Source organism: Acinetobacter genomosp. 15BJ (assembly GCF_000400715.1).
GTDB lineage: Bacteria > Pseudomonadota > Gammaproteobacteria > Pseudomonadales > Moraxellaceae > Acinetobacter.
On record NZ_KE007345.1, the window covers coordinates 25,332 to 49,643 of the forward strand.

The window sequence follows — 24,312 nt, forward strand, 5'->3', positions numbered from 1 at the left end:
AACTCCCACATTCATTCCTTTTTGTCATATAATTTAGCCCGCCAGCTAATCGCCCGCTCAAGAGAAATTTGATATGACAACGATCATCAAACAAGATGACTTGATTACATCAATCAAGGATGCCCTGCAGTTTATTTCTTACTATCACCCACAAGACTTCATCCAAGCGATGAGCCGTGCTTATGATCGTGAAGAAAACAAAGCTGCAAAAGATGCTATTGCCCAAATCCTGATCAACTCACGTATGTGTGCTGAAGGTCACCGACCAATCTGTCAGGATACAGGGATTGTTAACGTTTTCCTTGAAGTCGGCTTAGATGTTAAATTTGATTTAACCATGAGCTTGGATGATGCTGTAAACGAAGGTGTACGCCAAGGTTACCTAGAGAACTCAAACGTACTCCGTGCTTCTGTTTTAGCAGATCCAGCTTTTGGTCGTAAGAATACCAAAGACAATACGCCTGCCGTGATTCACTACAAACTCGTTCCTGGTAATAAAGTTGATATTACCGTTGCAGCAAAGGGTGGCGGTTCAGAAAATAAATCTAAACTTGCGATGTTAAACCCATCTGATTCAATCGTGGATTGGGTACTTAAAACTGTTCCAACTATGGGTGCAGGTTGGTGTCCACCAGGTATGCTCGGTATTGGTATCGGGGGTACTGCTGAAAAAGCCATGATGCTTGCAAAAGAAGCACTTATGGAAGAAATCAACATGGACGAATTACTTCGTCGTGGCCCACAAAGCAAAATGGAAGAACTCCGTATCGAGATCTTCGAGAAAGTGAATGCGTTGGGTATTGGCGCACAAGGTCTTGGTGGTTTAACCACAGTACTTGATATTAAAATCAAGGATTACCCTTGCCATGCGGCAGGTAAGCCAGTCGGTATGATTCCGAACTGTGCTGCGACTCGTCACGCACACTTCCAGTTAGATGGTACTGGTGTTGCACATATTCAAGCACCAAAACTTGAAGACTACCCTGCTGTAACATGGGATTCGTCTCAATCGAAGCGTGTAAACCTTGATACCATTACTCAAGAAGAAATGAATGCTTGGAAGCCAGGCGATACATTATTATTGAACGGTACGATTTATACAGGTCGTGATGCTGCACATAAGCGCATGGTTGACATGTTAAATAATGGTGAAGAACTTCCAGTCGATCTAAAAGGTAAATTCATTTACTACGTGGGTCCAGTCGATCCAGTTGGCGATGAAGTGGTTGGTCCTGCAGGCCCAACAACAGCAACCCGTATGGATAAGTTCACTCGTCAAGTGTTAGAAGCAACTGGCTTATTCGGTATGATTGGTAAAGCGGATCGTGGTCCTGCTGCAATTGAAGCGATCAAAGATAATCAAGCAACTTATTTGATGGCTGTTGGTGGTGCTGCTTACCTCGTGTCTAAAGCAGTTCGTGAGGCTGAAGTTGTTGCTTTTGCAGACTTAGGTATGGAAGCAATCTACAAATTCGTGGTTGAAGATATGCCTGTCTCTGTTGCAGTTGATGTGAATGGTACCTCAATCCATGCCACTGCACCAAAAATCTGGCAAGCGAAAATCGGTAAGATTCCAGTAGTTGATGCTGCTGCCTCATAAATAATACTCATACAATAATCATAGCCGAATCATCGTATTCGGCTATTTTTTTGCCTGTGGCTTCTGCTAAATTATAAAAAAGATGAGAACAATAAGGCGGTCTATAGATGAATAAATACATGTTCAACATGGTGATTGGACTTTGCCTTCTCGTTGGCGTGCAAAATACCTTTGCATCCCCAGCCCAAAGTAAGTCAGTCAAAGAACTGATCAAACTGAGCGAGCTCGAAAATGTTTTAAATACCTCACTCGATGAAATGCAGCCGACACTCGATCTTGAAGCTGAAAATATTTTATTGCGAGTCTTAGGAAAAGAAACACTGACCACAACACAAGAACATCTTGCAGTGTTGGAACTGAGCCAATTGCTTAAAGATACCAGTTCAAAAGTCTTTGCTCGTCCCGAAACTATTCGGGCAATAGAGAAGATTTATGCAGATACCTTGAGCGAAGAAGAAATACAAGCCTATTTGAGATTCTTAAAAACACCTGAAGGTAAATCCATTAATCAAAAAACATTGCAAATAAGTACCAATATTTTTCAATATATGAATAACTTAAGCCAAAAAACCCTAAATGATCCAGAACAGAGCTCGCAATTAAAAGAGCAGTTCCTCACCATCATCAAACCTTTAATTCAGGATGAGTAACTGCTCAAGTAAACCTACCAAGTCAATGGATTCCAAAGCTTAAATGGCTTAACCAAATGCACCTCTGACTTTTCATCATACTTTGCTGGTTTTAACTCTTGGGGTTTTGAACGAACCTTGCCCGATGCATCTTGAGCGACAAAGTTATAGCTAGAAGATTTTAACCGTGTGAATGCGATTTCCTGATGCGCTACCTTGTCAGGTGTAATCATAAATGGGCCTGTATGCTCACTACGAGAAATCTTATTTTCCTCATCGTATTTAATAAAATAAGTTTGTGCAGCATCCACAGTAAAATCGAGATATTTCGGCTTTTGGAAATGTAATCCTGCCAAAGGACGACTCACACTCAAGCGATAAGTTCCCGCAGGTAGTTCTACCCAGTAATAATGATTATGCAATAAGCTCGGAATACGATGTCCATTGATAAATAAATTGGCCGCAGCAATTTCCTGACGGTTCCAACGTGTATCTGGACGGTATAAATAAACCACCGCAGCTTGTTCATTTTGCGGTTTGATTGGGGCGTAATATTGGCCTAACTTTTGATTAACCCAACCACCAACGGAGAAGCCACCCACATGATATTGATCCAAAAGACCTGGTTCTTTTTCAGTATCAACAGTTGGTAAGGTTGCAGTCAGTACGGTTGGTTTTTCTTCAACTGTCTTATGACTCTGACAGCCAGCCAATACCCCTGCACAACATAATGACAATATTAAATAACGCATGACATCCCTCAAGGCGTTTTCTTGGATTTATTTTTAACAGCGCAAAACTATGCACATTTTTTCAATTTTTTAAGATTAACACCTCAACGCTTAATTGCAAATAAAAAAAGCATGAAAAGCCAAGCCTTTCATGCTTTTTTAGATGAATGAGAATTAGGCTGATTTAGAATCAATCACCTTCAAATCCTTCTTTTCAGTTGCTTCTGGTGTACCCACTTGTGGTAAACGCTCTGCTTTGAATGTTGGTTTAGCCGTACCATTAATGACAGCTTCATTCAAAATAACGGTACCAACATCAGTACGACTCGGTAAGTCATACATCGTTTCAAGTAATACGTTTTCCAGAATAGAACGTAAACCACGCGCACCCGTATTACGTTCAAGTGCTTTCTTCGCCACAGCACGTAACGCAGACTCATCAAAGACAAGATCTACATTTTCCATGGTGAAGAGATATTGGTATTGGCGTGTTAATGCATTTTTAGGTTCTGTCAGAATCTGCATTAATGCTTCTTCATCTAGCTCTTCCAAAGTCGCAATCACTGGCAAACGACCGATAAACTCAGGAATCAAACCGAATTTAACCAGATCCGTTGCTTCTACTTGACGGAACAACTCAGAGACTTTTTTACTGTCATCTTTATTCTTCACATCTGCTGTAAAGCCAATACCACCTTTCTCTTGACGCTGCTGTACGATTTTTTCCAAACCAGAGAATGCACCACCACAGATGAACAGGATGTTAGCTGTATCAATCTGGATAAATTCTTGCTGCGGGTGCTTACGACCACCTTGTGGTGGAATAGACGCAACTGTACCTTCAATCATTTTTAACAATGCTTGTTGTACGCCCTCACCAGACACATCACGGGTAATTGAAGGATTTTCAGATTTACGGGTAATCTTATCAATCTCATCAATGTAGATAATGCCTTTTTGTGCTTTTTCTACATCGTAATCCGCTTTTTGCAATAACTTCTGCACGATGTTTTCAACATCTTCACCCACATAACCTGCTTCGGTTAAAGTGGTTGCATCTGCCATCGCAAATGGAACATCAAGTAAACGTGCAAGTGTTTGAGCCAATAATGTTTTACCTGAACCTGTTGGTCCGATCAGCAAAATATTACTTTTTGCAATTTCAATCTCTTGATGCCCGTGAGTCGACTGACCTACTTTTAAACGCTTATAGTGGTTATATACCGCAACAGATAAGGTTTTCTTCGCAACATCTTGTCCAATCACATATTGGTCTAAGGCAGCACGTATTTCATGTGGTTTTGGCAAGGCTTTGGTTGCCCAATCCCCTGCTTCAACTTGTTGACTGGTTTGAACGAGATCTAAGCAGACATCTACACACTCATTACAAATATATGCGTCCTCACCAGCAATCAATTTTCCAACTTCAGATTGCGTCTTACCACAAAATGAACAATGTTTTTGTCCTTGAGGATGTTCGGACATATTTACTCCACAACTTAAATCTTAAACTTAGGTCCTAAAAAATCAGGGACGTTTGCTCAGCACTTCATCTACTAAACCATATTCTTTGGCTGCTTGTGCAGTCATGAAATTATCACGATCTGTATCACGAGCAACGGTCTCGTAATCTTGACCACTATGTTCAGCCATTAAGCGATTTAAACGCTCTTTAATGAACAGAATTTCACGTGCGTGAATTTCAATATCAGAAGCCTGACCACGGAAGCCGCCCAAAGGTTGGTGAATCATCACACGTGCATTTTCAAGACAGTAACGTTTGCCTTTTGCACCCGCATTCAATAAGAATGCACCCATTGATGCTGCTTGTCCCATACAGTAGGTCACAACATCTGGTTTGATAAACTGCATGGTATCGTAAATTGCCATACCCGCAGTCACCGAGCCGCCTGGTGAATTGATATAAAGGTGAATATCTTTTTCTGGATTTTCTGCTTCAAGAAATAACATTTGCGCAACGATTAAGTTCGCCATGTTATCTTCAACTTCACCCGTTAAGAAAATAACACGCTCACGTAATAGACGTGAAAAAATATCGAATGAACGCTCACCGCGAGATGATTGTTCAACGACAACAGGAACTAAAGCATTTTCAATTGTTGGAACATACATACGTTTACTTATTCCTAAATTATTGTGACTCGATCTATGCCAACAATATGAGGGATAATCAATGAAATTGCAAAAGGTTCAATCTGAAATATTCGATTATTTAGACTAAAATCTGGCAATTTTTCGACAAATTAACACTTTGCTAACAGAGGGTTTGCAGACTTTCCATCGATACTTTAAGTAAGGGAGATTTTCTGATGATGCACAGCATGGTTTATGAAATTTCATACGTATGCTTAAAGCTCTGCAAGCCAAAGTCTTACTGTTTTACATCATAATGAAATAAAAAATTCTAAACCCTAAAGAAAAAGGCGCATTAAGCGCCTTTTTCTTGAATCAACTTTTTAAAAGATTAGCCACGGCGAGCTTGTTGTTCTTTCAATAAGTCTTCATAGCTGATCGCAACATCTTTCACTTTAGCTGCAGCTAAGATGTGATCAACAACTTGGTCTTCTAACACAACAGCTTCGATTTGAGCACGTTGTTGTTGGTCATTTTTGAAGTATTCAACAACTTCTGTTGGATCTTCATAAGAAGAAGCCATGTCATCGATGTAAGCATTAACACGTGCTTGATCAACTTCAAGTTTAGCGTCTGCCAATACTTTGCTTACCAATACACCAAGCTTAACTGATTTTTCAGCTTGTTCTTTGAACAATTCATCAGGAAGCATGCTGCTGTCAAATGCGCCTGCACCTTGAGCACCAAACTGTTGAGTGAACTGCTGGATCATTTGTTGACGTTGACGGTCAATTTCTTGAGCAACCATTGAAGCAGGAACTTCAATTTCGTTTGCAGCAACAAGCGCATCAAATGCAGCTTGTTTAACTTGGTTACGAAGACCGTTGCGAACTTCACGTTCCATATTCTTACGAACGTCAGCTTTTAACTTGTCTAAGCCTTCTTCTTCAGTTAAACCAAAGATTTTCAAGAATTCAGCATCGATTTCTGGAAGTTTTGCTTTTTCAACTTGCTTCACAGTGATTTTGAATTGAGCTGCTTTACCCGCTAAGTTTTCAGCTTGGTAATCTTCTGGGAAAGTCACATCAATCACTTTCTCTTCGCCAGCTTTCATACCAACGATACCGTCTTCAAAGCCAGGAATCATACGGCCTGAACCAAGTACAAGTTTAAAGTCTTCAGCAGCACCGCCTTCAAACTTCTCACCGTCAACAGTACCTTCGAAGTCGAAAGTTACTTGCATGTCTTTCTTCGCCATACCTTTAGTTACAGCCCAAGTTTGACGTTGTTTTTGCAAGTTTTCGATCATCACATCAACGTCTTTGTCGTTGATTTCAGATGCTTTACGTTCAACTTCCAAGTCAGCAAAAGCTTTCACTTCTACTTCTGGATAAACTTCAACAGTCGCTTCAAAAACTAAAGCATCATCTTTGTTTTCAACTTTTTCAATGTTCGGCATACCAACCGCATTGATTTTTTCTTGTTGAATTGCTTCAAATACTGTGTCGCGAATGATGTCATTCACAACTTCTTGATAAATGCCCGCACCATATTCACGGCGAACAACGTTCAAAGGCACTTTACCTGGACGGAAGCCGTTGATCTTCACAGTTTTGGCAGTGCGTTGTAAGCGAGCTTCAAATTGCTCGTTAACACGGCTCGTCGGTACAGAAACATTTAAACGACGGGCAACGCCCGAAACCGCTTCAGTCGTTACTTGCATGGCTTCCTCGATATTAGTTAGTAATAACAATTTTTAAAGTGCCACATTATATGACAACTTTCTGGATATACAAAATCGGATGCTAAAAAAGCAAATATATTTCTCATTTTAGCCAAAAACATAGTTTTCTTAAAACAACCTTAAAACAAATGTTATCTTTTGTTGTTAATGATAAGTATTATCACTATACTTTGTGCTGTTTTTAAGCATTTGTTCTTTTTTTCTCGTCCAGCTTTGGAACTCTAGTTATGAGTAAATTTAATTTGAATCCCCTTTCATTCGCATTACTTGGGGCAATGACCACATCCGCTTTCGCCGATACAACGAAGGCATCTGAAAATACCAATACACACCAGCTTGCAACCATTGTGGTATCGGCAGCTGGTTTTGAACAAGATATTAAAAATGCACCTGCTTCGATTAGTGTGGTCACGAAAGAAGATATTGAAAAGAAAAATGCAACCAGCATTGCCGATCTACTTGCAGATGTACCTGGTATCGACATCCGAGATGGTATTGGGAAAACATCGGGTTTAAATATTAAAATGCGTGGATTAGGCAGTGAATACAGCCTGATTCTGATTGACGGTCGTCGCCAAACTACGTCTTCAGACGTAACACCAAATGGCTTCGGTGAGTCTGCAAATGGTTTCTTACCGCCACTAGCGTCAATTGAACGGATTGAAGTGATTCGTGGACCAATGGCAACCCGCTATGGTTCAGAAGCCATGGGCGGTGTAATTAACATTATTACCAAGAAAATTAGTAACGAATGGAATGGCAATGTCACAGTGAGTGGCAATGTGATGGAGCATGGCGGAGAAGCCGACTCATGGAAAACCAGCGTCGTGGTCAATGGTCCGATTATTCAGGATAAACTAGGTGTACAGTTACGTGGTTCTTATTTAGATCGTCAAAAATCTGAACGAATTCCTGGTACTTCTGGTCGCGATCCACGCCCAAGTGAAGCAGACATCTATGATGTAGGTGGTAAATTATCATTTAAACTAAATGAGCAAAATAATTTTTGGGTCGATGGTTTTCACTCAAGTCAAACCTATAAGAATGATGATAACCGTCTAGGCACACTTGATACACCCGCCCGTGCCAACGGTTATAAAGATGAATTAGAGTTTAAACGTGATCAAATTGCGGTCGGTCATAACGGTGATTATAGCTTTGGCCAATGGAACTCTTATGTCAGTCAAACAAAAACCGAAACAGTCGGACGTACCATTCCACGTAATACATTCCCGGGCAATGCTTCAGCTGGTCAGGATCGTACTTTAAAAAATACTGATTTCGTCGCCGATTCACATGTGGTGATGCCGATCGCAGATCATAAGTTAACAGTTGGTGCGGAATATAAAGAAGCAAAAATTGCAGATGATATTGCAGGAATTGGAGCGACATTCAAAAAAGACTCTTTTTCAGTCTATGCCGAAGATGAATGGCGCATCCTAGATAATCTCGGCTTTACGCTTGGAGGCCGTTATGAAGATCATTCTGGTTTTGGGGGGCAGTTTAGCCCACGTGCATACTTGGTCTGGAATGCAACTGACGATCTTACTTTTAAAGGTGGGGTGAGCACAGGTTATAAAGCCCCTTCCGCAAAAGATCTTCACAATGGTATTGTTAGTATTAGTGGACAAGGCACCACTTTTAACGTTGGTTCTCCCAATCTAAAACCTGAGGAGTCAACCAACTATGAACTTGGCTTCAACTATAACAACGGCAATCTAGATCTGAGTACAACCACATTTTTTACCAAAATTAAAAACCGGATTACTGAGGGTTCAGCATTACAGAACTGTTTCTCCGCAACTAATCCTAACCAACCAGGTTGTGTGAGTTATGGCTCACATATCACTCAGGATGTTTTTTCACAAAAAATCAATGCAGATGAAGCTGAAACCAAAGGTGTAGAACTCAGCTTGAAATACAGCATTATTCCTGAATGGGATATTAAAGCTGCATATACTTATATGGAAACCGAAATTACCAAAGGTAAGAATAAAGGTTCATATCTAAGTAATGTCCCTAAAAATGCCTTGAACATGACCTCAACTTGGCATATCAATGATGCCTTTGATGTGTGGTTACAGCATGAATATAAGTCAGAACGTAAACGCTACGATATCGCGCAAACTACAGGTGACGATGCCCTGATTTACAATGCGACCAATAATAAATTGAAGGGTTATAACCTATTCAACTTAGGTGCAAGCTATAGTGTGAATGATCAATTGCGCTTCAATGGTGCAGTGAATAACCTGCTTGACAAAGATTTCACTAGCAATGGCTCTTATATTGATGCCAATGGAAATCCAGCCTCTTATTATGACTATATGGTGATCGGCTCAGGAATGTCAGGCACCTACCTTGCAGGTCGTAACTTCTGGTTATCGGTGTCTTATGACTTCTAAGTAGATGAATATTCAATGACTTTAAAGAACCCTGCTAATGCAGGGTTCTTTATACATTCCAATCACGCTACTCTTAGCAGTAAATACCTTAGTAGCTATTTAGTATCCCCCAAATTTACTCTAAGTTCCAAAAGCATCCGAGCGCCAAGGATAGAAATTTTAGGTAATATTCACCCTATTTTTTCTAGCAATACTCTTTTCTCTTTACATGTTCAAAATAACGAACTGATATTCAAAAGTTTTCACCATTTAAATGAAAAAACCACAACATCTAAATTAAGAGTTAACATTTAAAAAACAATCGTTTTTTTAGATTAAATAAAAAAATCAACAAATTAACAACATTATTGAACAATTCGGGATGAAAAATTATTTAAGTTTCCATTGTAATAATTAGAAACAATTGAAAAAATCAATCCAAAACAAATGAATATAGAAATGACAATGATTATCCTTTGCATAAATTTTTACATACTTAGGCGTGCCCCATGTCTTTTATTAAATCACGGAAGAAACTCGTTTCTTCTGCAATTGCATCTTCACTCTCAGTAATTGCAGTACCAGCGATTGCACAAGATCAGGCAGTTCAGCTTCCAACAATTCATGCTCAAGCTGAAAAAGAACAAAGTCTAAAAGTAGATAAATCTGCAAATACTAAATTTGTTGCTCCTCTACTTGATACTCCAAAATCAGTTTCTGTGATTTCAAAACAACTGATTGAAGATACCAAGGTGACAACTTTAAGTGATGCACTGCGTACAGTTCCTGGTATTACGCTAGGTGCAGGTGAAGGTGGTAACCCAAACGGTGACCGTCCGTTTATTCGCGGCTATAGCTCTGAAAGCTCAATGTATGTGGATGGTATCCGCAATGCTTCTTCTCAAAACCGTGAAATGTTTGCGGTTGAACAAGTTGAAGTATCAAAAGGTTCTTCATCTTCTTTAGGTGGCGGTGGTTCTGTTGGTGGTAACGTTAACCTTATTTCCAAAGTCGCAAAGAAAGGTGATTCGTTAGAAGGATCTGTACAAGGCGGTACAGATGATTATCAACGTATTACCCTTGATGGTAATAAAGATTTTGGTAATGGTGTTGCTGCTCGTGTCGTTGTTATGGGACATCACAACAATAAAGCAGGTCAAGGCGATGACGGTGCAGAATACAAACGTGCAGGTATTGCTCCAAGCATTACTTTTGGCCTAGATACAGCTACGCGTGCAACTTTAAGTTATTACTACTTAAAAACTGATGATACCCCTGATGCAGGCGTTCCATATAACAACCCGAATAACTTTGCTGCTGGTTCAGGCAAACCAATCGATGTTAAAAAAGGCATCTATTATGGTTGGAAAGATCGTGATTTCCAAAGACAAGAAAACCAAGTAGGTACTTTTAAGTTAGAGCATGACTTAACAGAAAACTTAACTTTAAGTAATACCGCAGTTTATAACAAATCTAAAAATGACTATGTTTGGACTCAACCTGATGACAGTCAAGGTAACTTCCTTAACCCGACGACAGGTCAATTGAAGGATACTGGTATCTGGCGTCGTGCCAATACACGTATTACTGATACAGATACGTTTTCTGATCAATTAGCGTTAACAGGTAAATTCAATACAGGCGCATTCAAACATAGTTTCAATGTTGGTGCTGAATATAGTAAAGCTGAATCAGATAAGGGTAGCTATACCATTACCGATCCAAATACAAAAGCAATTGGCGGTGCAGTTGCTAACGGCGCGTGTAGCTTAGGTTTAGTCGCATCGAATGGTTGGTGTACGTCAACATTTAATCCAAATTCGAATGATCGTTTCTTAGGAAAAGTGACTGCGAATAAAGCTGTTACAACAACGACGTCTGAATCGACTTCCGTTTATGCGCTCGATAATATCGAAATTACACCACAATGGTTACTCGACTTAGGTGTACGTTGGGATAAATTTGATACTGAGCTAAAAACCAATGCAACAGGTGTTAAATTAGAAAATAATACGGACTTCTTTAGTTACCAAGCTGGCTTAACCTTTAAACCTGCTGAAAATGGCAGTATCTATGCAAGCTTTGCAACTTCTGCAAACCCAGTCGGTATCGATGCAGGTGATGGCTCTGAAACTGCGGTGAATGCAAACAACCGCGATCTAGATCCAGAAAAAGCACGTACTTTTGAAATTGGTACAAAATGGGATTTATTCAACAATAAACTCAATGCAACTGCTGCAATTTTCCGTACAGAGAAGCAAAACACCCGTATTCAACTTGATCCAACTACGTACACCAACGGTGGTGATAGTAAAGTTGACGGTATCGAGCTTGGCTTAAACGGTTATATCACTGATAAATGGGCTGTTAGCGCAGGTTATACGTATTTAGACAGTGAAAATACCAACCCTGGTCCTAGCTGTAGCCGTGCTGGTGTTTGTACTCCTGAAAATGCAGCGAAAGGTAAGCAATTACCAAACGTTCCAAAGAACTCTGCTACTTTATGGACAACTTATAAAGTATTACCACAAGTTACCCTTGGTGCTGGTGCAGTTGCGATGGACAAAGTCTATGGTAATGCAACTAATACGAAGTGGGTTCCTGGTTATGTACGCTACGATGCGATGGCTAAGTATGACGTAAATAAAAACGTGAACTTACAACTTAATGTAAATAACTTGTCTGATACACGTTACTTCACTAAAGCCTACGCATCTCACTATGCGTCAGAAGCTGAAGGTCGTAGTGCAGTATTGTCTGTAAACTTTAAGTACTAATCCTATCAATAAAACCCATAATTTAATTATGGATTTTATTGCAAAAATAGCCTCATAATGAGGCTATTTTTTATCATTCATTGTTTTTATAAAGGTAATCATCGTGATCCATCATATTCCCAATGTATTAAGCAAAGAACAAGTTCAGTACTTTCGCGAAGAAATGGATAAAATAGAATGGACCAATGGAAAAGTTACGGCAGGTACTCTGTCTGCTACAGTGAAAAATAATCAGCAACTCCCTGAAGATCATCATTTAACCCACCATCTCAGTAACATCATTTTAGAAGAACTGGGTAAACATCCCCTGTTCCTTTCAGCAGCTTTACCGCTAGATATTATCCCCCCGCTTTTCAATCGTTATGAAAATCAGGAATCTTTCGGCTTCCATGTCGATAATTCAATTCGCCGAATTCGTGGCACGAAAGAACGTTTACGCACAGATTTATCTTGCACCGTATTTTTATCAGAACCTGATGAATATGAAGGCGGTGAGTTGGTCATCGAAGATACTTACGGCTATCACGAAGCCAAATTACCCGCGGGCGATATGGTGCTCTACCCTTCATCTAGTCTTCACGAAGTGACTGCGATCAGCAGCGGGTGTCGGACGGCTTCATTCTTTTGGGTACAAAGCATGATCCGTGATGATGCTGAACGTAATATGTTATTTACACTGGATCAGACTATCCAAAATTTGCGTGTACAGCTGGGTGACACTCATCAAGAAGTGATTAAAATGACCAATCTTTACCACAACCTAATGCGAAAGTGGGCTGAGCTATAATTCGTACACTTTTCAAAGCTTAGAGATAAAAACAACTTTTTTATCTCTAATTGATAAAATTACGGGAAATTTTCCCCATTAAAATTTAAATAGTGCAAAAAACAGGGAAATATTTCCCATTCATTCAAATTAAAATGTTTTATAGACCTTTGCAGTCGTCTGTATTTTCGCCTAGACTGAATATCGTTAGATGATTAATATAACTGCAAAATTAAATACCCACTATGAATGGTAGATGATGAAAACAAATCGCGGCTTTACCCACCCGTCTCATACAACACATCTTGCTGCACTTCTCCTGATGCTGCGCCTCGCGCGCGTATAAATTTTTTCGCCTACATTTTTAGGCGCTTGATCCCCGAATTCGCTTTAAATTAATTCTTATAGACACCATATATATCTGTAGCACGTTGCCTTTTATTTGACTCAGCAACCATGCTACGACAAGGAGTTTTCTCATGATGTTGGCTGACCCAAGCAAAAAATACCGCCGTATGTACCAGCGAGTGGATTTACCAGATCGCCAATGGCCAAATAATGAAATCAATCAAGCGCCGATTTGGATGAGTACCGACCTTCGTGACGGTAACCAAGCGATTTTTGAACCGATGGATATGGATCAAAAATTAAAAATGTTCCACATGTTGGTTAAAATCGGCTTCAAACATATTGAAATTGGTTTCCCTTCAGCATCTCAAATTGACTTCGATTTTACTCGTAAATTAATTGAAGAAAATTTGATTCCTGACGATGTCTATATCGAAGTTTTGGTGCAAGCACGTGATCATTTGATTGAACGCACCTTCGAAGCATTGGTTGATGCAAAGCGTGCCATTGTGCATATCTATAACTCAAATTCACCGACCTTCCGCCAGAAGGTCTTGAATGTTGATGCCAATGGCTCAAAACAACTTGCTATTAATGCAGCAAGCAAAGTCAAAGAATATGCAGCGCAATACCCAGCTACAGACTGGATTTTCCAGTACAGCCCAGAATGTTTCTCAGCAACGGAATTAAACGTTGCCAAAGATGTCTGCGATGCTGTGACTGAAATTTGGGAAGCTTCACCGACCAATAAAGTCATCTTGAATTTGCCTGCAACAGTTGAAGTGTCTACACCGAATGTCTATGCCGATCAAATCGAATGGATGCACCGTAACTTGGCACGTCGTGATGGCGTGATTATCTCTGTTCACTGTCACAATGACCGTGGTTGCGGTATCGCAGCCTCTGAATTGGCGATTATGGCAGGTGCTGACCGTGTAGAAGGTTGTGTATTTGGTAATGGTGAACGTACGGGTAATGTGGACGTTGCTGCGATTGCCTTGAACATGTACACCCAAGGCGTTGCACCAAACTTAGACTTCTCAAATATCAATGAAATCATTGCGACAGTTGAAGAATGTACAGGTTTACCTGTTCATCCTCGTCATCCATATGCAGGTGATTTAGTTTTTACTGCGTTCTCTGGTTCACATCAAGATGCGATTAAAAAAGGCTTCGAATTCCAGAAAAATGAAGAAATCTGGGATATGCCATACTTGCCAATCGATCCAAAAGACTTGGGGCGTGACTACGATGCGGTGATTCGTGTGAATAGCCAATCAGGTAAAGGTGGTATTGCGTATTTATTGGAATCGAACTACAACGTTGCCTTACCACGTCGTGTTCAAATCGAATTCAGTCAGATCGTACAGCAACATACCGATGAAAATGGTACAGAAATCAGTGCACATGAAATCTGGACCTTATTTGAAAATACCTATGTCGATGTGAAGAACAGCCATTATCAAACCAAACATTATCAATTGTCAGATATCAATGGTACACAAATCATTGAATTGGATGTTGAAATTGACGGTGAAATTCAGCGCCTCCGCGGAGAAGGTAATGGTCCGATCTCAGCCATGTTGAATGCCTTACAGTTACCAATTGATGTGGTGAACTATGAGGAGCGCAGTATCAGTTCAGGTGCCAATGCCAAAGCACTTGCCTTGATTGAGCTTCAAGTGAAAGGCACAGGTAAGAGCGCATTTGGTGCGGGTGTACATGACAACATCGTGACTTCATCAATCGAAGCCATCATTGCATGTACCAATCGTTTGATTGAACAAGGGGTATTAACCACCGATCAAGTGGCTGCAGCAGCCGTTTAGATAAGTGAAATATCACATAATCGTCAGTAAAGCTGAGTTGTAATATCAGAAAAAATGACTTTTGAAAGGATACCTGAATTGGTATCCTTTTATTATTAATGATTTATTATAGGGCGAATCATTCCAGTGTCTTTTCCATCGGATTCAGTGGGTTTAGTCACACCACAAAAGTTTCAATTTGAACAACCTTTAGAACTTGAATGTGGCCGCGTATTGCCACGTTTCGATTTAATGGTTGAAACCTATGGAACCCTCAATGCAGATCAATCCAATGCCATTCTGATTTGCCATGCGCTGTCAGGACATCACCATGCTGCAGGCTATCATCATGAAGATGATAAGAAGGCAGGCTGGTGGGACAGCTGTATTGGCCCTGGAAAAGCGATTGATACCAATCACTTCTTTGTTGTTTCCTTAAATAATATCGGTGGATGTAGCGGCTCTACAGGTCCAACCTCACCAAATCCAGAAAATGAAAATCGCCCCTATGGTCCTGACTTCCCATTAGTCACGGTGCGTGACTGGGTCAAAACTCAAGCGATGTTGTCTGACCGTTTAGGCGTTAAAGTTTGGTACTCGGTGATAGGCGGCTCTCTGGGTGGCATGCAAGCCTTACAATGGTCATTGGATTATCCAGACCGATTACAAAAATGCGCCATCATCGCCAGTGCACCAAAATTATCAGCCCAAAATATTGCCTTTAACGAAGTTGCACGCCAATCGATTCTGTCTGATCCCGATTTCCATCATGGTCGCTATCTGGAAAATGACAGTTATCCAAAACGCGGCTTGATTTTGGCACGTATGGTGGGTCATATCACCTACTTGTCTGAAGAAGCCATGAAACAGAAATTTGGTCGCGATTTAAAATCGGGCAAATTTATGTATGGTTTTGATGTCGAATTCCAAGTGGAAAGCTATTTGCGTTACCAAGGCGAACAATTTAGCCGCAATTTCGATGCAAATACGTACTTGATTATGACTAAGGCCTTGGATTATTTTGACCCTTCTCGAGAGTATGAGCATTCTTTGACGAAGGCGATGAGTCAACCAAAATGCAAGTTTCTGGTCATTTCATTTACCACTGACTGGCGTTTTAGTCCAAGCCGTTCTCAAGAACTGGTGGATGCTTTGATTGATAATCATAAGCCTGTCAGCTACTTAGATATTGATGCTGAACAAGGCCATGACTCATTCTTATTCCCTATTCCACTGTATGTGAAAACTCTACGCGCATTTTTAGGTGGAGAACAACAGTTGCAATCGACATCGCAGGAGCAGCACTAATGCGTATAGATCAACGACTCGCCGAAAAATGGATTAACCCGAACTCTAGCGTGTTAGACTTAGGCTGTGGTGATGGTGAATTGTTGGCTCATATGAGCAAACAACACAATATTCGTGCCTATGGTCTAGAAATTGATCAAGAAAAGATTGCAATTGCCGTCAGTCGGGGGTTAAATATTATCCAACAGGACTTAAACCTCGGTTTAAGCCGTTTTGCCGACCAGTCTTTTGACTCTGTGGTTATGGCACAAGCTTTGCAAGCTGTAGATGCACCCGATGTATTACTTCGTGATATGGTGCGTGTCGGTAAACAGGCCATTATTACTTTTCCAAACTTTGCGCATTGGAAGACACGTTCTTTTCTTGCATTGAAAGGGAAAATGCCTGTTTCGGAAGCTTTACCTTATATGTGGTATAACACCCCGAATATTCATTTATGTACTTTCCGTGACTTTGAAGCCTTATGTGCTGAGAATCGGATTAAAATTATTAATCGACTTGCCGTTAATGGTGACCAACAAGGTAGTGTGCTCAGTAAGCATATGCCGAACCTATTTGGTGAAGTCGCAATTTATCGAGTGAGCGCTCTATGAAAAAGACATTAATCAGCACATTTTTATTTGGTCTGATCAGTATACAAGCGCACGCTGACTATGTTGCTCAACCTCAATCGGTTGCAACACAGGCAGCGCGATATTCAGTGATGGGTATCAATGAATTACAAAGCGCAGCAAAATCTGGTCAAGCTGGGGCACAGTTTTACTTGGCAACCCGTTACCAGTTTGGTAAAGACGTTGCTAAAGACGAAAAACAAGCATTTTCTTTATTCAAAGCAGCAGCAGACCAAGGTTTATCTGCAGCGCAATTGAATGTTGGCCGTATGTATGCCGATGGTATTGGTGTAAAGAAAGACGATACTTTAGCACGTAAATATTTCGAGAAAGCAGCAAGCAATGGTGACAACCGTGCCAGCTTCAATCTTGCAATGATGGAAGAGCAGAAGAAAAACTTTGTCGGTGCTTATCAGTGGTATGAGCTTTCAACTCGTGATGGCATGTTGGATACCAAAGTGATCAGTCTTTCTGAAGGTAAGAAAACCGCGTTGGCTGCAAACTTAACTCAAGATCAGATTCGTACTGCACGTGACCGTGCTGATAAATGGATTCAAGCGCAATAATCTTGTTTAGATCTATTGAGTGATATAAAAACCGACTTGTGAGAGTCGGTTTTTTATTACGATAATCTTGGTCTATATCACATAAAACCCCTAAGGATAATTTGCTGCTAAGTCAATAAGTATAAAGAAGAGGAAATTAATGCTTAATAGAAATGAATTTAAACTGTCAATTTATATCAGTATTTTCTTTATAATTAGTGGCATCATTATATTTCAAATGCTCAAGCCATTCCTTTTTGATCGTTCTCAAATATTAACTTTCTCGATTCAAATTACTTCTTATAAAAATGGCTATACACAAAGCGATTTCATGAAAGAGTTAGAAAAGTTAAATTCAACTGCTTATGCGACATATGAGTCTGATTACTTTTTCCCATTTATCACAACCCATCTACAGCGTGAAACGATCTTAATGCTACCAGTATTCAGAAAAAATACAGATGTAGAAGTCAGTGAAATATCATCAAAGCCAAAAAATCAATTTCATTTTCAGCTCCCTTTTTATTCCCAAGAGCATTTTTATCCCATCGCGTATATCAGCCTCAATTTCCCTTCAATTTTTGGAAGTATTACTTTTGATTGCAAAAGCAAGCACCCACAACAGACACCTTTGATTGAAACAGAAAACTATACCGCCCAAATCATTTTTAATCGGAAAAAATGCTCTATTCATTCATATTCTTAATTCAGCTATTTCATTCTAGAAATACGTTAAAATACACAAAACTTAGATAGGTTTAACTCATGTCTACTCAATCATGGCTCAACCAAGGCAGCCTTGTCCTCGCAAGTAATAACAAAGGCAAAGTGGTCGAATTTGAACATCTGTTTCAACAACTTAATCTTCCTGTCGAGATTATTCCTCAAGGCAAACTCGATATTGAAGATGCGATAGAAGACGGTCTCAGCTTTGTTGAAAATGCCATTATCAAAGCACGCCATGCGTCTAAACTTTCAGGTAAACCTGCGCTAGCAGATGACTCTGGACTGTGTGTCCCGATCTTAGGTGGTGCACCTGGGATTTATTCGGCACGCTATGCGGGTGAACATGGTCATGATGCTGCCAATAATCAAAAACTGTTGGCTGATCTTGTACCATTCCGTAAAGAAGGTGAAGCGATTGAAGGGATGTTTGTCTGCGTATTGGCACTGGTCACTCATGCAGAAGATCCACTGCCACAAATTTTCCAAGGCATCTGGAAAGGTGAAATTTTAGCAGCAGCACGTGGTGAAAACGGTTTTGGTTATGACCCACTATTTTGGCTGCCTGAACTCAATGTTTCGAGTGCTGAACTGAGCAAAGCTGATAAAAATAAGATCAGCCATCGCGGTCAAGCGATGCAGCTGTTTAAAGCCAGTCTGGTTTAAAACACAAAAATGCCCTCCTACTAAATGAGGGCATTTTTTATATGCAGCAATAGACCATAGACCACAATCACCACACAGCTTACGATGGTTCCCGCAGCAATATAGCGTGCTGATACACCTGTACCTTGGTAATGGGTTTCCAAAGCGACAATATTCGCAGCGGGTGGCAAACAAAATAAAAAGAACAGCACAGGGAGCAATGATTCAATCTGCGGAATCGCAAAAAAATAATAGGTCGACGTACAGATCACGACACCACACAACAGCTTGAACATTAAGGTTCGTGTACTCAATAGCAAATCAGCCATATGTACTCGAGTATGTCTCAGCCACATCCCTAAAATACACATGCCCGCAAAGCTCATCCCAAATTTGGCAATATCATACAGCCCTTCTACAATTCCATTGCCTTGCAAACGATGAATCCCCAAGAGCCATAAAATAAGGGCTGCAAACAAGGCCAATACCGGCGGTGACTTGAGAACTTTATGCAGTGTTGCAACGTAATCAGTCGGCCCTTCTGAAACTGCAGCAACCGCCCAAATATTGCCAAACAGTGAGCCGCCAATATACAGCGCGATCATGGCACCACTGACCTGCTCTCCAAATAAGGCGATGGCAAATGGAAAACCTAACCAGCCAATATTGCTATAACTCACACAGAGCGCTTGTAAGCGATCCTTTGAAAAATGGAAAAAACAATAAAATAGAAGAATCGATGTAATGAAACTAAATCCCATCAGTGCAAAGCTACCTGCCTGATAAAACACCATATTGTAGATGATTACTACTGGAATAAATAATCGTGCCAATAAGGAAGATAAAATTTTCTTCGCCTGTTCGGCGACTTTGAATTGAGCAAGCAACAGCCCGAAAATAAAGGCACTGATGGGGAGAATAAAGGTCATGTCGATCTGTTTTTATCATGTCTTGATATGCTGCTTATGCTAGCACTATTTACCGTTGGGTAAATGCGCTGTCTTAAAACTGCAATATAAGTGTCACATCTTTGTCATGCCAAGCTGTTGAGATATATCCAAAGTTTTATAGGAATAGAATGATGGCTGGTTTATCAATTTGGCACGTACTGATTTTTGCAATTGTGGTAATTCTACTTTTCGGTACATCAAAGCTTAAAAACCTCGGTAAAGACGTTGGCGGTGCTGTCAAAGATTTCAAAAAATCAATGAAAGAAGAAGAAGCCGCGACACCTTTAAATGAACCTCGCACCATTGATGCTCAAGTTAAAAATACTGAAAGCTCAGTAAAAAGCTAAGCGAGCACGATTATGCTGAATTTGGGAATGACCGAAATCTTTTGCTTTGCCGTGATTGCATTGCTGGTGCTCGGTCCTGATAAATTGCCAGAAGCTGCACGGTTCGTAGCGAAATGGTATGGAAAAATTAAAAAGTTTATCAACAACATTCAGAACGAAATTGATCGAGAATTACGCCTTTCTGAGTTCCGCGAAGAAATGCAAAAAGAAATTGATAAAATCACTGAACTTGAACGCAGGATGCAACAACAGCTGGACGCGCTTAAAAATACACAAACGCCTTCTGAAGCTGAAGAAGTAAAAACTGAGACTAAAGCCCCAATCACCTATACGCTTTTTTCTCAGCAAGCGATCATCCCTTTCAGTCTTGAATATCAAAAGCAGTTACCTTTCAAACTGGAGCCGAACCTATCGACTCAACAGTTTGATACAGAATTAAAGATTGCCGTATGAGCCAATTACCATCGACTTCAGTCACTACTGATGAACCCTTACAGCAAATGCCTGTGATGCAGCATTTGATTGTGCTCCGTCAATATCTATTTAAGATTGTTGGGGTAACGATTTTTCTTTTCTTCTGCTTATTGCCTTTTAGAAATACCACCTATCAATGGCTTTCTGAGCCTTTGAGACAACAGCTGCCTGCAACCTCCACCATGATTGCAACCGATGTCACTGCAACATTTATGGCACCGTTTAAGCTGAATTTATTTGTCGCGTTTATGCTGGCAATGCCCTATATCATTTATCAGATCTGGTCATTCATCAAACCAGCACTGTATGAAAAAGAACGTCATTTGGCCATTCCTCTCTTATTAGGCAGTATTGTGCTGTTCTATTTAGGTGTAGCATTTGCTTATTTCATTACCTTACCTGCGATTTTACATTTCTTTATTAGTGTTTCTCCGGAAACAGTTGCACCAATGACAGACATCAACAGTTATCTAAGCTTCTGTCTAAAATTGTTCTTGGTGTTTGGTTTTACCTTTGAAATCCCAATTATTACTTTAGTTTTGATTTTAATTGGCGTGGTCAGCACCCAAACGCTGATCGAAAAGCGTCGCTTCATCGTAGTCGGGTGTTTCTTTGTCGCAATGTTTGTCACGCCACCCGATGCCTTATCCATGATCATGCTGGCAGTTCCGATGTGGATGCTATTTGAATTGGGTTTATTATTTGGAAAAATACTGGAAAAAAGAAAAGCATCTGCTTGACTTGAATACTTGACAAATCTCCGAAATCCATCGGAGATTTTTTATTACAACCCTATATTTATTAATCAGTTATAAAATAAAAATTGTCTTTAAACTGCCTTGAAACTGTCAGAAAACTGTCATCTCCGCTTCATAGAATCTATCAGGATTTATTTATCATATATTACAGATACGGATTTACTATGACAGCCAATACCAATCAGCCAAGTCGTCGTGATATTTTAAAATGGTTCGCGGGTGTTCCGTTTTTACCACTAGGGGCAATGGGCACAGCAGCAGCTTTAACTGGTTGCAATGATGACAACGATAATAACGTTGTTACACCACCAGCAAAACTGGTTAAATTTAAAAATGCCAAATTTACGCCAATGGCTGCACCATCAACTACAGCAGAAATGGCCACCACTTCAGTCAAATCAAGTTTAACAGTGACTTGGGAAGACAATACCAGCACAGAATATAAATTAGGTTATCAAGAATTTTTCCGCACTGGTATGGAAGTCGACAATATCAATGGTGGAAAAATTATTGCGGGTAGCTATTACGACATTAATAACAAGGCGATCCGAGATACTTCTGTTGCAGGTCAAGAGCGTCAATTCTTCTCTGACTGTCCAGATGGCTCTTCAATGATCCATCTCAAAGATGCAAAAGTTGACGGCGTCAACAACCCAGTCTTCCACGTGGTTCAGTTCGAATACACCACACAAAACTTGGCCAAACAAAGTATGTATGGTCAGTTGCCATCTCCTATTGCCGTATTGACCTTAGACCAAGATCAAAAAACTGGACATCTTGCATTGAAAAAATACTTCAATGTCGATATGTCTAAAGTTCATGGTCTATGGATTACTTGTGGTGCCAGTCTTTCTCCTTGGAATACTCACCTTTCAAGTGAAGAATATGAACCAGATGCCTTTGATCAAATCGGTAGCACCTTAGCAACATTAAGAGCCTACAGTAAAAATCTGTATGGCAATGAAAATACGGCGAATGCCTATAACTATGGTCATTTACCAGAAATCATTCTAGATGGTAAAGGTCGTGGTACTGCAGTTAAGCACTACTGCTTAGGCCGTATCTCACATGAGCTGATTCAAGTCATGCCAGACAACCGTACCGTGATCATGGGTGATGACTATACCAACGGTGGTTTCTTTATGTTTGTTGCAGATAAAGAAAAAGATTTATCTGCGGGGACGCTATACGTTGCAAAGTACACTGCTGAGCTGAATGAAACGTCTACAGCACCAATTAAGTGGATTAAACTGGGTCATACCGACAGTAAAACCATTGAAGACTTGGTCAATGTTCGCGGCATTAAAGCGGAAAACATTATGGAGAGCTTAACCACTGCACCTGCAGACTTAACGGGTTATACGCAGATTGTATTGGATAAGAAAACACTCTGGATCAAGTTAAAAGAAGCTAATAATGGTTTCAGCAAAGCAGAAATCGAATTAGCTGCTGCCTTCCTCGAAACGCACCGTTATGCAGCCCTTAAAGGCGGTAGTATGGCATTCACCAAAATGGAAGGAACCACCGTTAACATTAAGGATAAGGTTGCTTATTCTGCACTTGCCAATATTCAAGATTCAATGATTGAAGGTAAATCAGGTTGGGTTGCTGCACACAATGTTAAATTCAAGAGCACCTTGAAAGCTGGTGGTGTGCTTGCACATGACCTGAAAGGTAGCCAAGTTGACCATCTAAACAATGTGATCAATAGTGAGTGGACGCCTTACCAAAGTCATATGGTTCTCATGGGTAAGGACATTCCTGTAGATAGCTTGGGCAATACTGCTGATCCAAATAACATTGCAAGCCCAGACAACCTAAAATTCTCTGAAACTTTACGTACGTTGTTCATCGGTGAAGATAGTGGTAACCATACCAATAACTTCCTATGGGCGTATAACGTTGAGACCAAGTCTTTAGACCGAATTCTGTCTACACCAGCAGGTGCAGAATCTACTGGTCTACATGCCGTTGATTCAGTCAATGGTTGGACGTATATCATGAGCAACTTCCAACACGCGGGTGATAGCTCAAGTCTTCCAGCTGAATTAAAAGCAACCGTTTTAGCGAACTATAATGGTGGCTATAGTGCAAGTGTCGGCTATATCACCGCTGATCCAGTCGGACCATCGATTGAGAAAAAAGCTTAAATCCAAGCTTTAACTTCACAAAGAAAATGTCGACAAAGGTCGGCATTTTTTATTGAACCGAGTCAGCTGATTGCATTAATCCACATTCGTTTTAAGCCATAGAAAAAGCACAGTAAACCATCGTTTTTATTTCGATTGCTTCATCTGTGTGAGAACAGGTGGGCAATATAACTTATCTATCTTTGTTCCTTTTGTTGCTATAAAAAAGCCCCTTTAAAAAAGGAGCTCAATTCAGTCAATCCAGCTTTATGCAATTAATCACCAAAGTCTGAATAATCTTTACTGGTAAATTTACTGTAGCTTTTCCAAGGTTCTGCAATATTGACCTGTTGGATATTGGCTTTCAGAATGTCATAGCGCAAACCATCTAGACTGCGCACTTCAACCCGTTTGGCAATGTTATTGCGATTATCCCATTCAATGGTCATTTTATTTTTCTTATTCTGGCTTTCATACCAAGTGCTGTTGCTGTCTTTTTTCTTGACGGTCATTCCCTTTAAGCTTTTAGGGTCAATCAAGGAATACACACAGCTCCAACAGTTGCTGAGTCCTAACATATCGACATCAGCATCTTGCAAATGGACTACAGTTTTATCTTCCATCAGCACCAAATTGAGTTTGGGTTGTTTCTTCTGATCAATAAAATAATGTTGCGCTGCTTCAGCTAAATCCAGATGTTTATGCCCGCCCTTTTCATGTCCATGTTGGTGATGTTTAGGCAGTACACGTTCAATCCAGATATTCTGAGTATTACGATACATGCGTTCCTGAAACACACTGGTACGTGTCACTCCATCATTGCCAATGGTTTGGGTCTCACGGGTAATATTGGCACTTAATACTGGAGCCGCATGCAAAGACGTCATTCCCACGCTCAGTAATACTGCACTCATCACTAGACGCATGTTATTTCCTACATA

21 protein-coding genes are annotated in these 24,312 nt (G+C 40.3%); 15 read left to right on the forward strand and 6 right to left on the reverse strand.

All coding sequences use genetic code 11. The features are described 5' to 3' along the window. Positions 1-73 precede the first annotated feature (73 nt). Both F896_RS19140 and F896_RS19135 read left to right on the forward strand, forming a co-directional pair. On the forward strand, positions 74-1,600 hold the full coding sequence (locus F896_RS19140; RefSeq protein WP_004657827.1) for a fumarate hydratase: 1,527 nt from the start codon (positions 74-76) through the stop codon (positions 1,598-1,600). 107 nt (positions 1,601-1,707) lie between these two features. After that, a complete protein-coding gene (locus F896_RS19135; protein ID WP_016162151.1) occupies positions 1,708-2,250 on the forward strand; it encodes a DUF2059 domain-containing protein in 543 nt (180 codons plus the stop codon). Between the two features lie 14 nt (positions 2,251-2,264). On the opposite strand, the gene F896_RS19130 is transcribed toward F896_RS19135, so the two are convergent. The 4 genes from F896_RS19130 to tig form a co-directional block, all read right to left on the reverse strand. Further along, entirely contained in the window at positions 2,265-2,981 is a 717-nt protein-coding gene (locus F896_RS19130) for a DUF2846 domain-containing protein (RefSeq protein ID WP_016162152.1), read from the reverse strand. A 153-nt stretch (positions 2,982-3,134) separates the two neighbouring features. After that, a complete protein-coding gene (gene clpX, locus F896_RS19125) occupies positions 3,135-4,445 on the reverse strand; it encodes an ATP-dependent Clp protease ATP-binding subunit ClpX (protein ID WP_005185075.1) in 1,311 nt (436 codons plus the stop codon). Positions 4,446-4,487: 42 nt separating this feature from the next. Further along, positions 4,488-5,093 (reverse strand): ATP-dependent Clp endopeptidase proteolytic subunit ClpP, encoded by a 606-nt coding sequence (gene clpP, locus F896_RS19120; RefSeq protein WP_004775790.1) that lies wholly within the window; start codon positions 5,091-5,093, stop codon positions 4,488-4,490. A 352-nt stretch (positions 5,094-5,445) separates the two neighbouring features. Beyond that, positions 5,446-6,777, reverse strand: coding sequence for a trigger factor (tig, locus tag F896_RS19115; protein ID WP_005318089.1), 1,332 nt, complete (start codon positions 6,775-6,777; stop codon positions 5,446-5,448). 248 nt (positions 6,778-7,025) lie between these two features. Here tig and F896_RS19110 point away from each other — a divergent pair, with 248 nt between their 5' ends. The 9 genes from F896_RS19110 to rdgB all read left to right on the forward strand — a co-directional run bounded on the left by F896_RS19110 (position 7,026) and on the right by rdgB (position 18,734). After that, complete coding sequence (locus F896_RS19110; RefSeq protein ID WP_016162153.1) at positions 7,026-9,203, forward strand: TonB-dependent receptor domain-containing protein; 2,178 nt, start codon at positions 7,026-7,028, stop codon at positions 9,201-9,203. Between the two features lie 488 nt (positions 9,204-9,691). Beyond that, a complete protein-coding gene (locus F896_RS19105; protein WP_016162154.1) occupies positions 9,692-11,959 on the forward strand; it encodes a TonB-dependent receptor in 2,268 nt (755 codons plus the stop codon). Between the two features lie 103 nt (positions 11,960-12,062). After that, positions 12,063-12,746 carry a Fe2+-dependent dioxygenase gene (locus F896_RS19100; RefSeq protein WP_016162155.1) on the forward strand — a complete coding sequence of 228 codons (684 nt, stop codon included), beginning with the start codon at positions 12,063-12,065 and terminating at the stop codon, positions 12,744-12,746. A gap of 458 nt (positions 12,747-13,204) precedes the next feature. Further along, on the forward strand, positions 13,205-14,902 hold the full coding sequence (leuA, locus tag F896_RS19095; RefSeq protein ID WP_016162156.1) for a 2-isopropylmalate synthase: 1,698 nt from the start codon (positions 13,205-13,207) through the stop codon (positions 14,900-14,902). A gap of 126 nt (positions 14,903-15,028) precedes the next feature. Further along, entirely contained in the window at positions 15,029-16,189 is a 1,161-nt protein-coding gene (gene metX, locus F896_RS19090; protein WP_005209009.1) for a homoserine O-succinyltransferase MetX, read from the forward strand. Then, entirely contained in the window at positions 16,189-16,782 is a 594-nt protein-coding gene (gene metW, locus F896_RS19085) for a methionine biosynthesis protein MetW (protein ID WP_016162157.1), read from the forward strand. Before metX ends, metW begins: the two co-directional genes overlap by 1 nt. Next, complete coding sequence (locus F896_RS19080) at positions 16,779-17,366, forward strand: tetratricopeptide repeat protein (RefSeq protein ID WP_016162158.1); 588 nt, start codon at positions 16,779-16,781, stop codon at positions 17,364-17,366. Before metW ends, F896_RS19080 begins: the two co-directional genes overlap by 4 nt. 139 nt (positions 17,367-17,505) lie before the next feature. Then, positions 17,506-18,051 carry a hypothetical protein gene (locus F896_RS19075; protein ID WP_016162159.1) on the forward strand — a complete coding sequence of 182 codons (546 nt, stop codon included), beginning with the start codon at positions 17,506-17,508 and terminating at the stop codon, positions 18,049-18,051. A 59-nt stretch (positions 18,052-18,110) separates the two neighbouring features. Further along, complete coding sequence (gene rdgB, locus F896_RS19070) at positions 18,111-18,734, forward strand: RdgB/HAM1 family non-canonical purine NTP pyrophosphatase (protein ID WP_016162160.1); 624 nt, start codon at positions 18,111-18,113, stop codon at positions 18,732-18,734. Positions 18,735-18,754: 20 nt separating this feature from the next. Here rdgB and F896_RS19065 read toward each other — a convergent pair whose 3' ends face one another. Beyond that, complete coding sequence (locus F896_RS19065; RefSeq protein WP_016162161.1) at positions 18,755-19,642, reverse strand: AEC family transporter; 888 nt, start codon at positions 19,640-19,642, stop codon at positions 18,755-18,757. A gap of 152 nt (positions 19,643-19,794) precedes the next feature. Between F896_RS19065 and tatA the strand changes: the two genes are divergently transcribed. The 4 genes from tatA (at position 19,795) to F896_RS19045 (ending at position 23,392) form a co-directional block, all read left to right on the forward strand. Next, entirely contained in the window at positions 19,795-20,010 is a 216-nt protein-coding gene (gene tatA, locus F896_RS19060) for a Sec-independent protein translocase subunit TatA (protein ID WP_004678519.1), read from the forward strand. 12 nt (positions 20,011-20,022) lie between these two features. Continuing rightward, positions 20,023-20,463 (forward strand): Sec-independent protein translocase protein TatB, encoded by a 441-nt coding sequence (tatB, locus tag F896_RS19055; RefSeq protein ID WP_016162162.1) that lies wholly within the window; start codon positions 20,023-20,025, stop codon positions 20,461-20,463. Then, complete coding sequence (tatC, locus tag F896_RS19050; protein ID WP_004804196.1) at positions 20,460-21,224, forward strand: twin-arginine translocase subunit TatC; 765 nt, start codon at positions 20,460-20,462, stop codon at positions 21,222-21,224. Before tatB ends, tatC begins: the two co-directional genes overlap by 4 nt. A 182-nt stretch (positions 21,225-21,406) precedes the next feature. Continuing rightward, the gene (locus F896_RS19045) at positions 21,407-23,392 is read left to right on the forward strand and encodes a PhoX family protein (protein ID WP_016162163.1); all 1,986 of its coding nucleotides are present in this window, start codon (positions 21,407-21,409) and stop codon (positions 23,390-23,392) included. Positions 23,393-23,646: 254 nt separating this feature from the next. On the opposite strand, the gene F896_RS19040 is transcribed toward F896_RS19045, so the two are convergent. Next, the gene (locus F896_RS19040; RefSeq protein ID WP_016162164.1) at positions 23,647-24,297 is read right to left on the reverse strand and encodes a hypothetical protein; all 651 of its coding nucleotides are present in this window, start codon (positions 24,295-24,297) and stop codon (positions 23,647-23,649) included. Between the last annotated feature and the right edge of the window lie 15 nt (positions 24,298-24,312).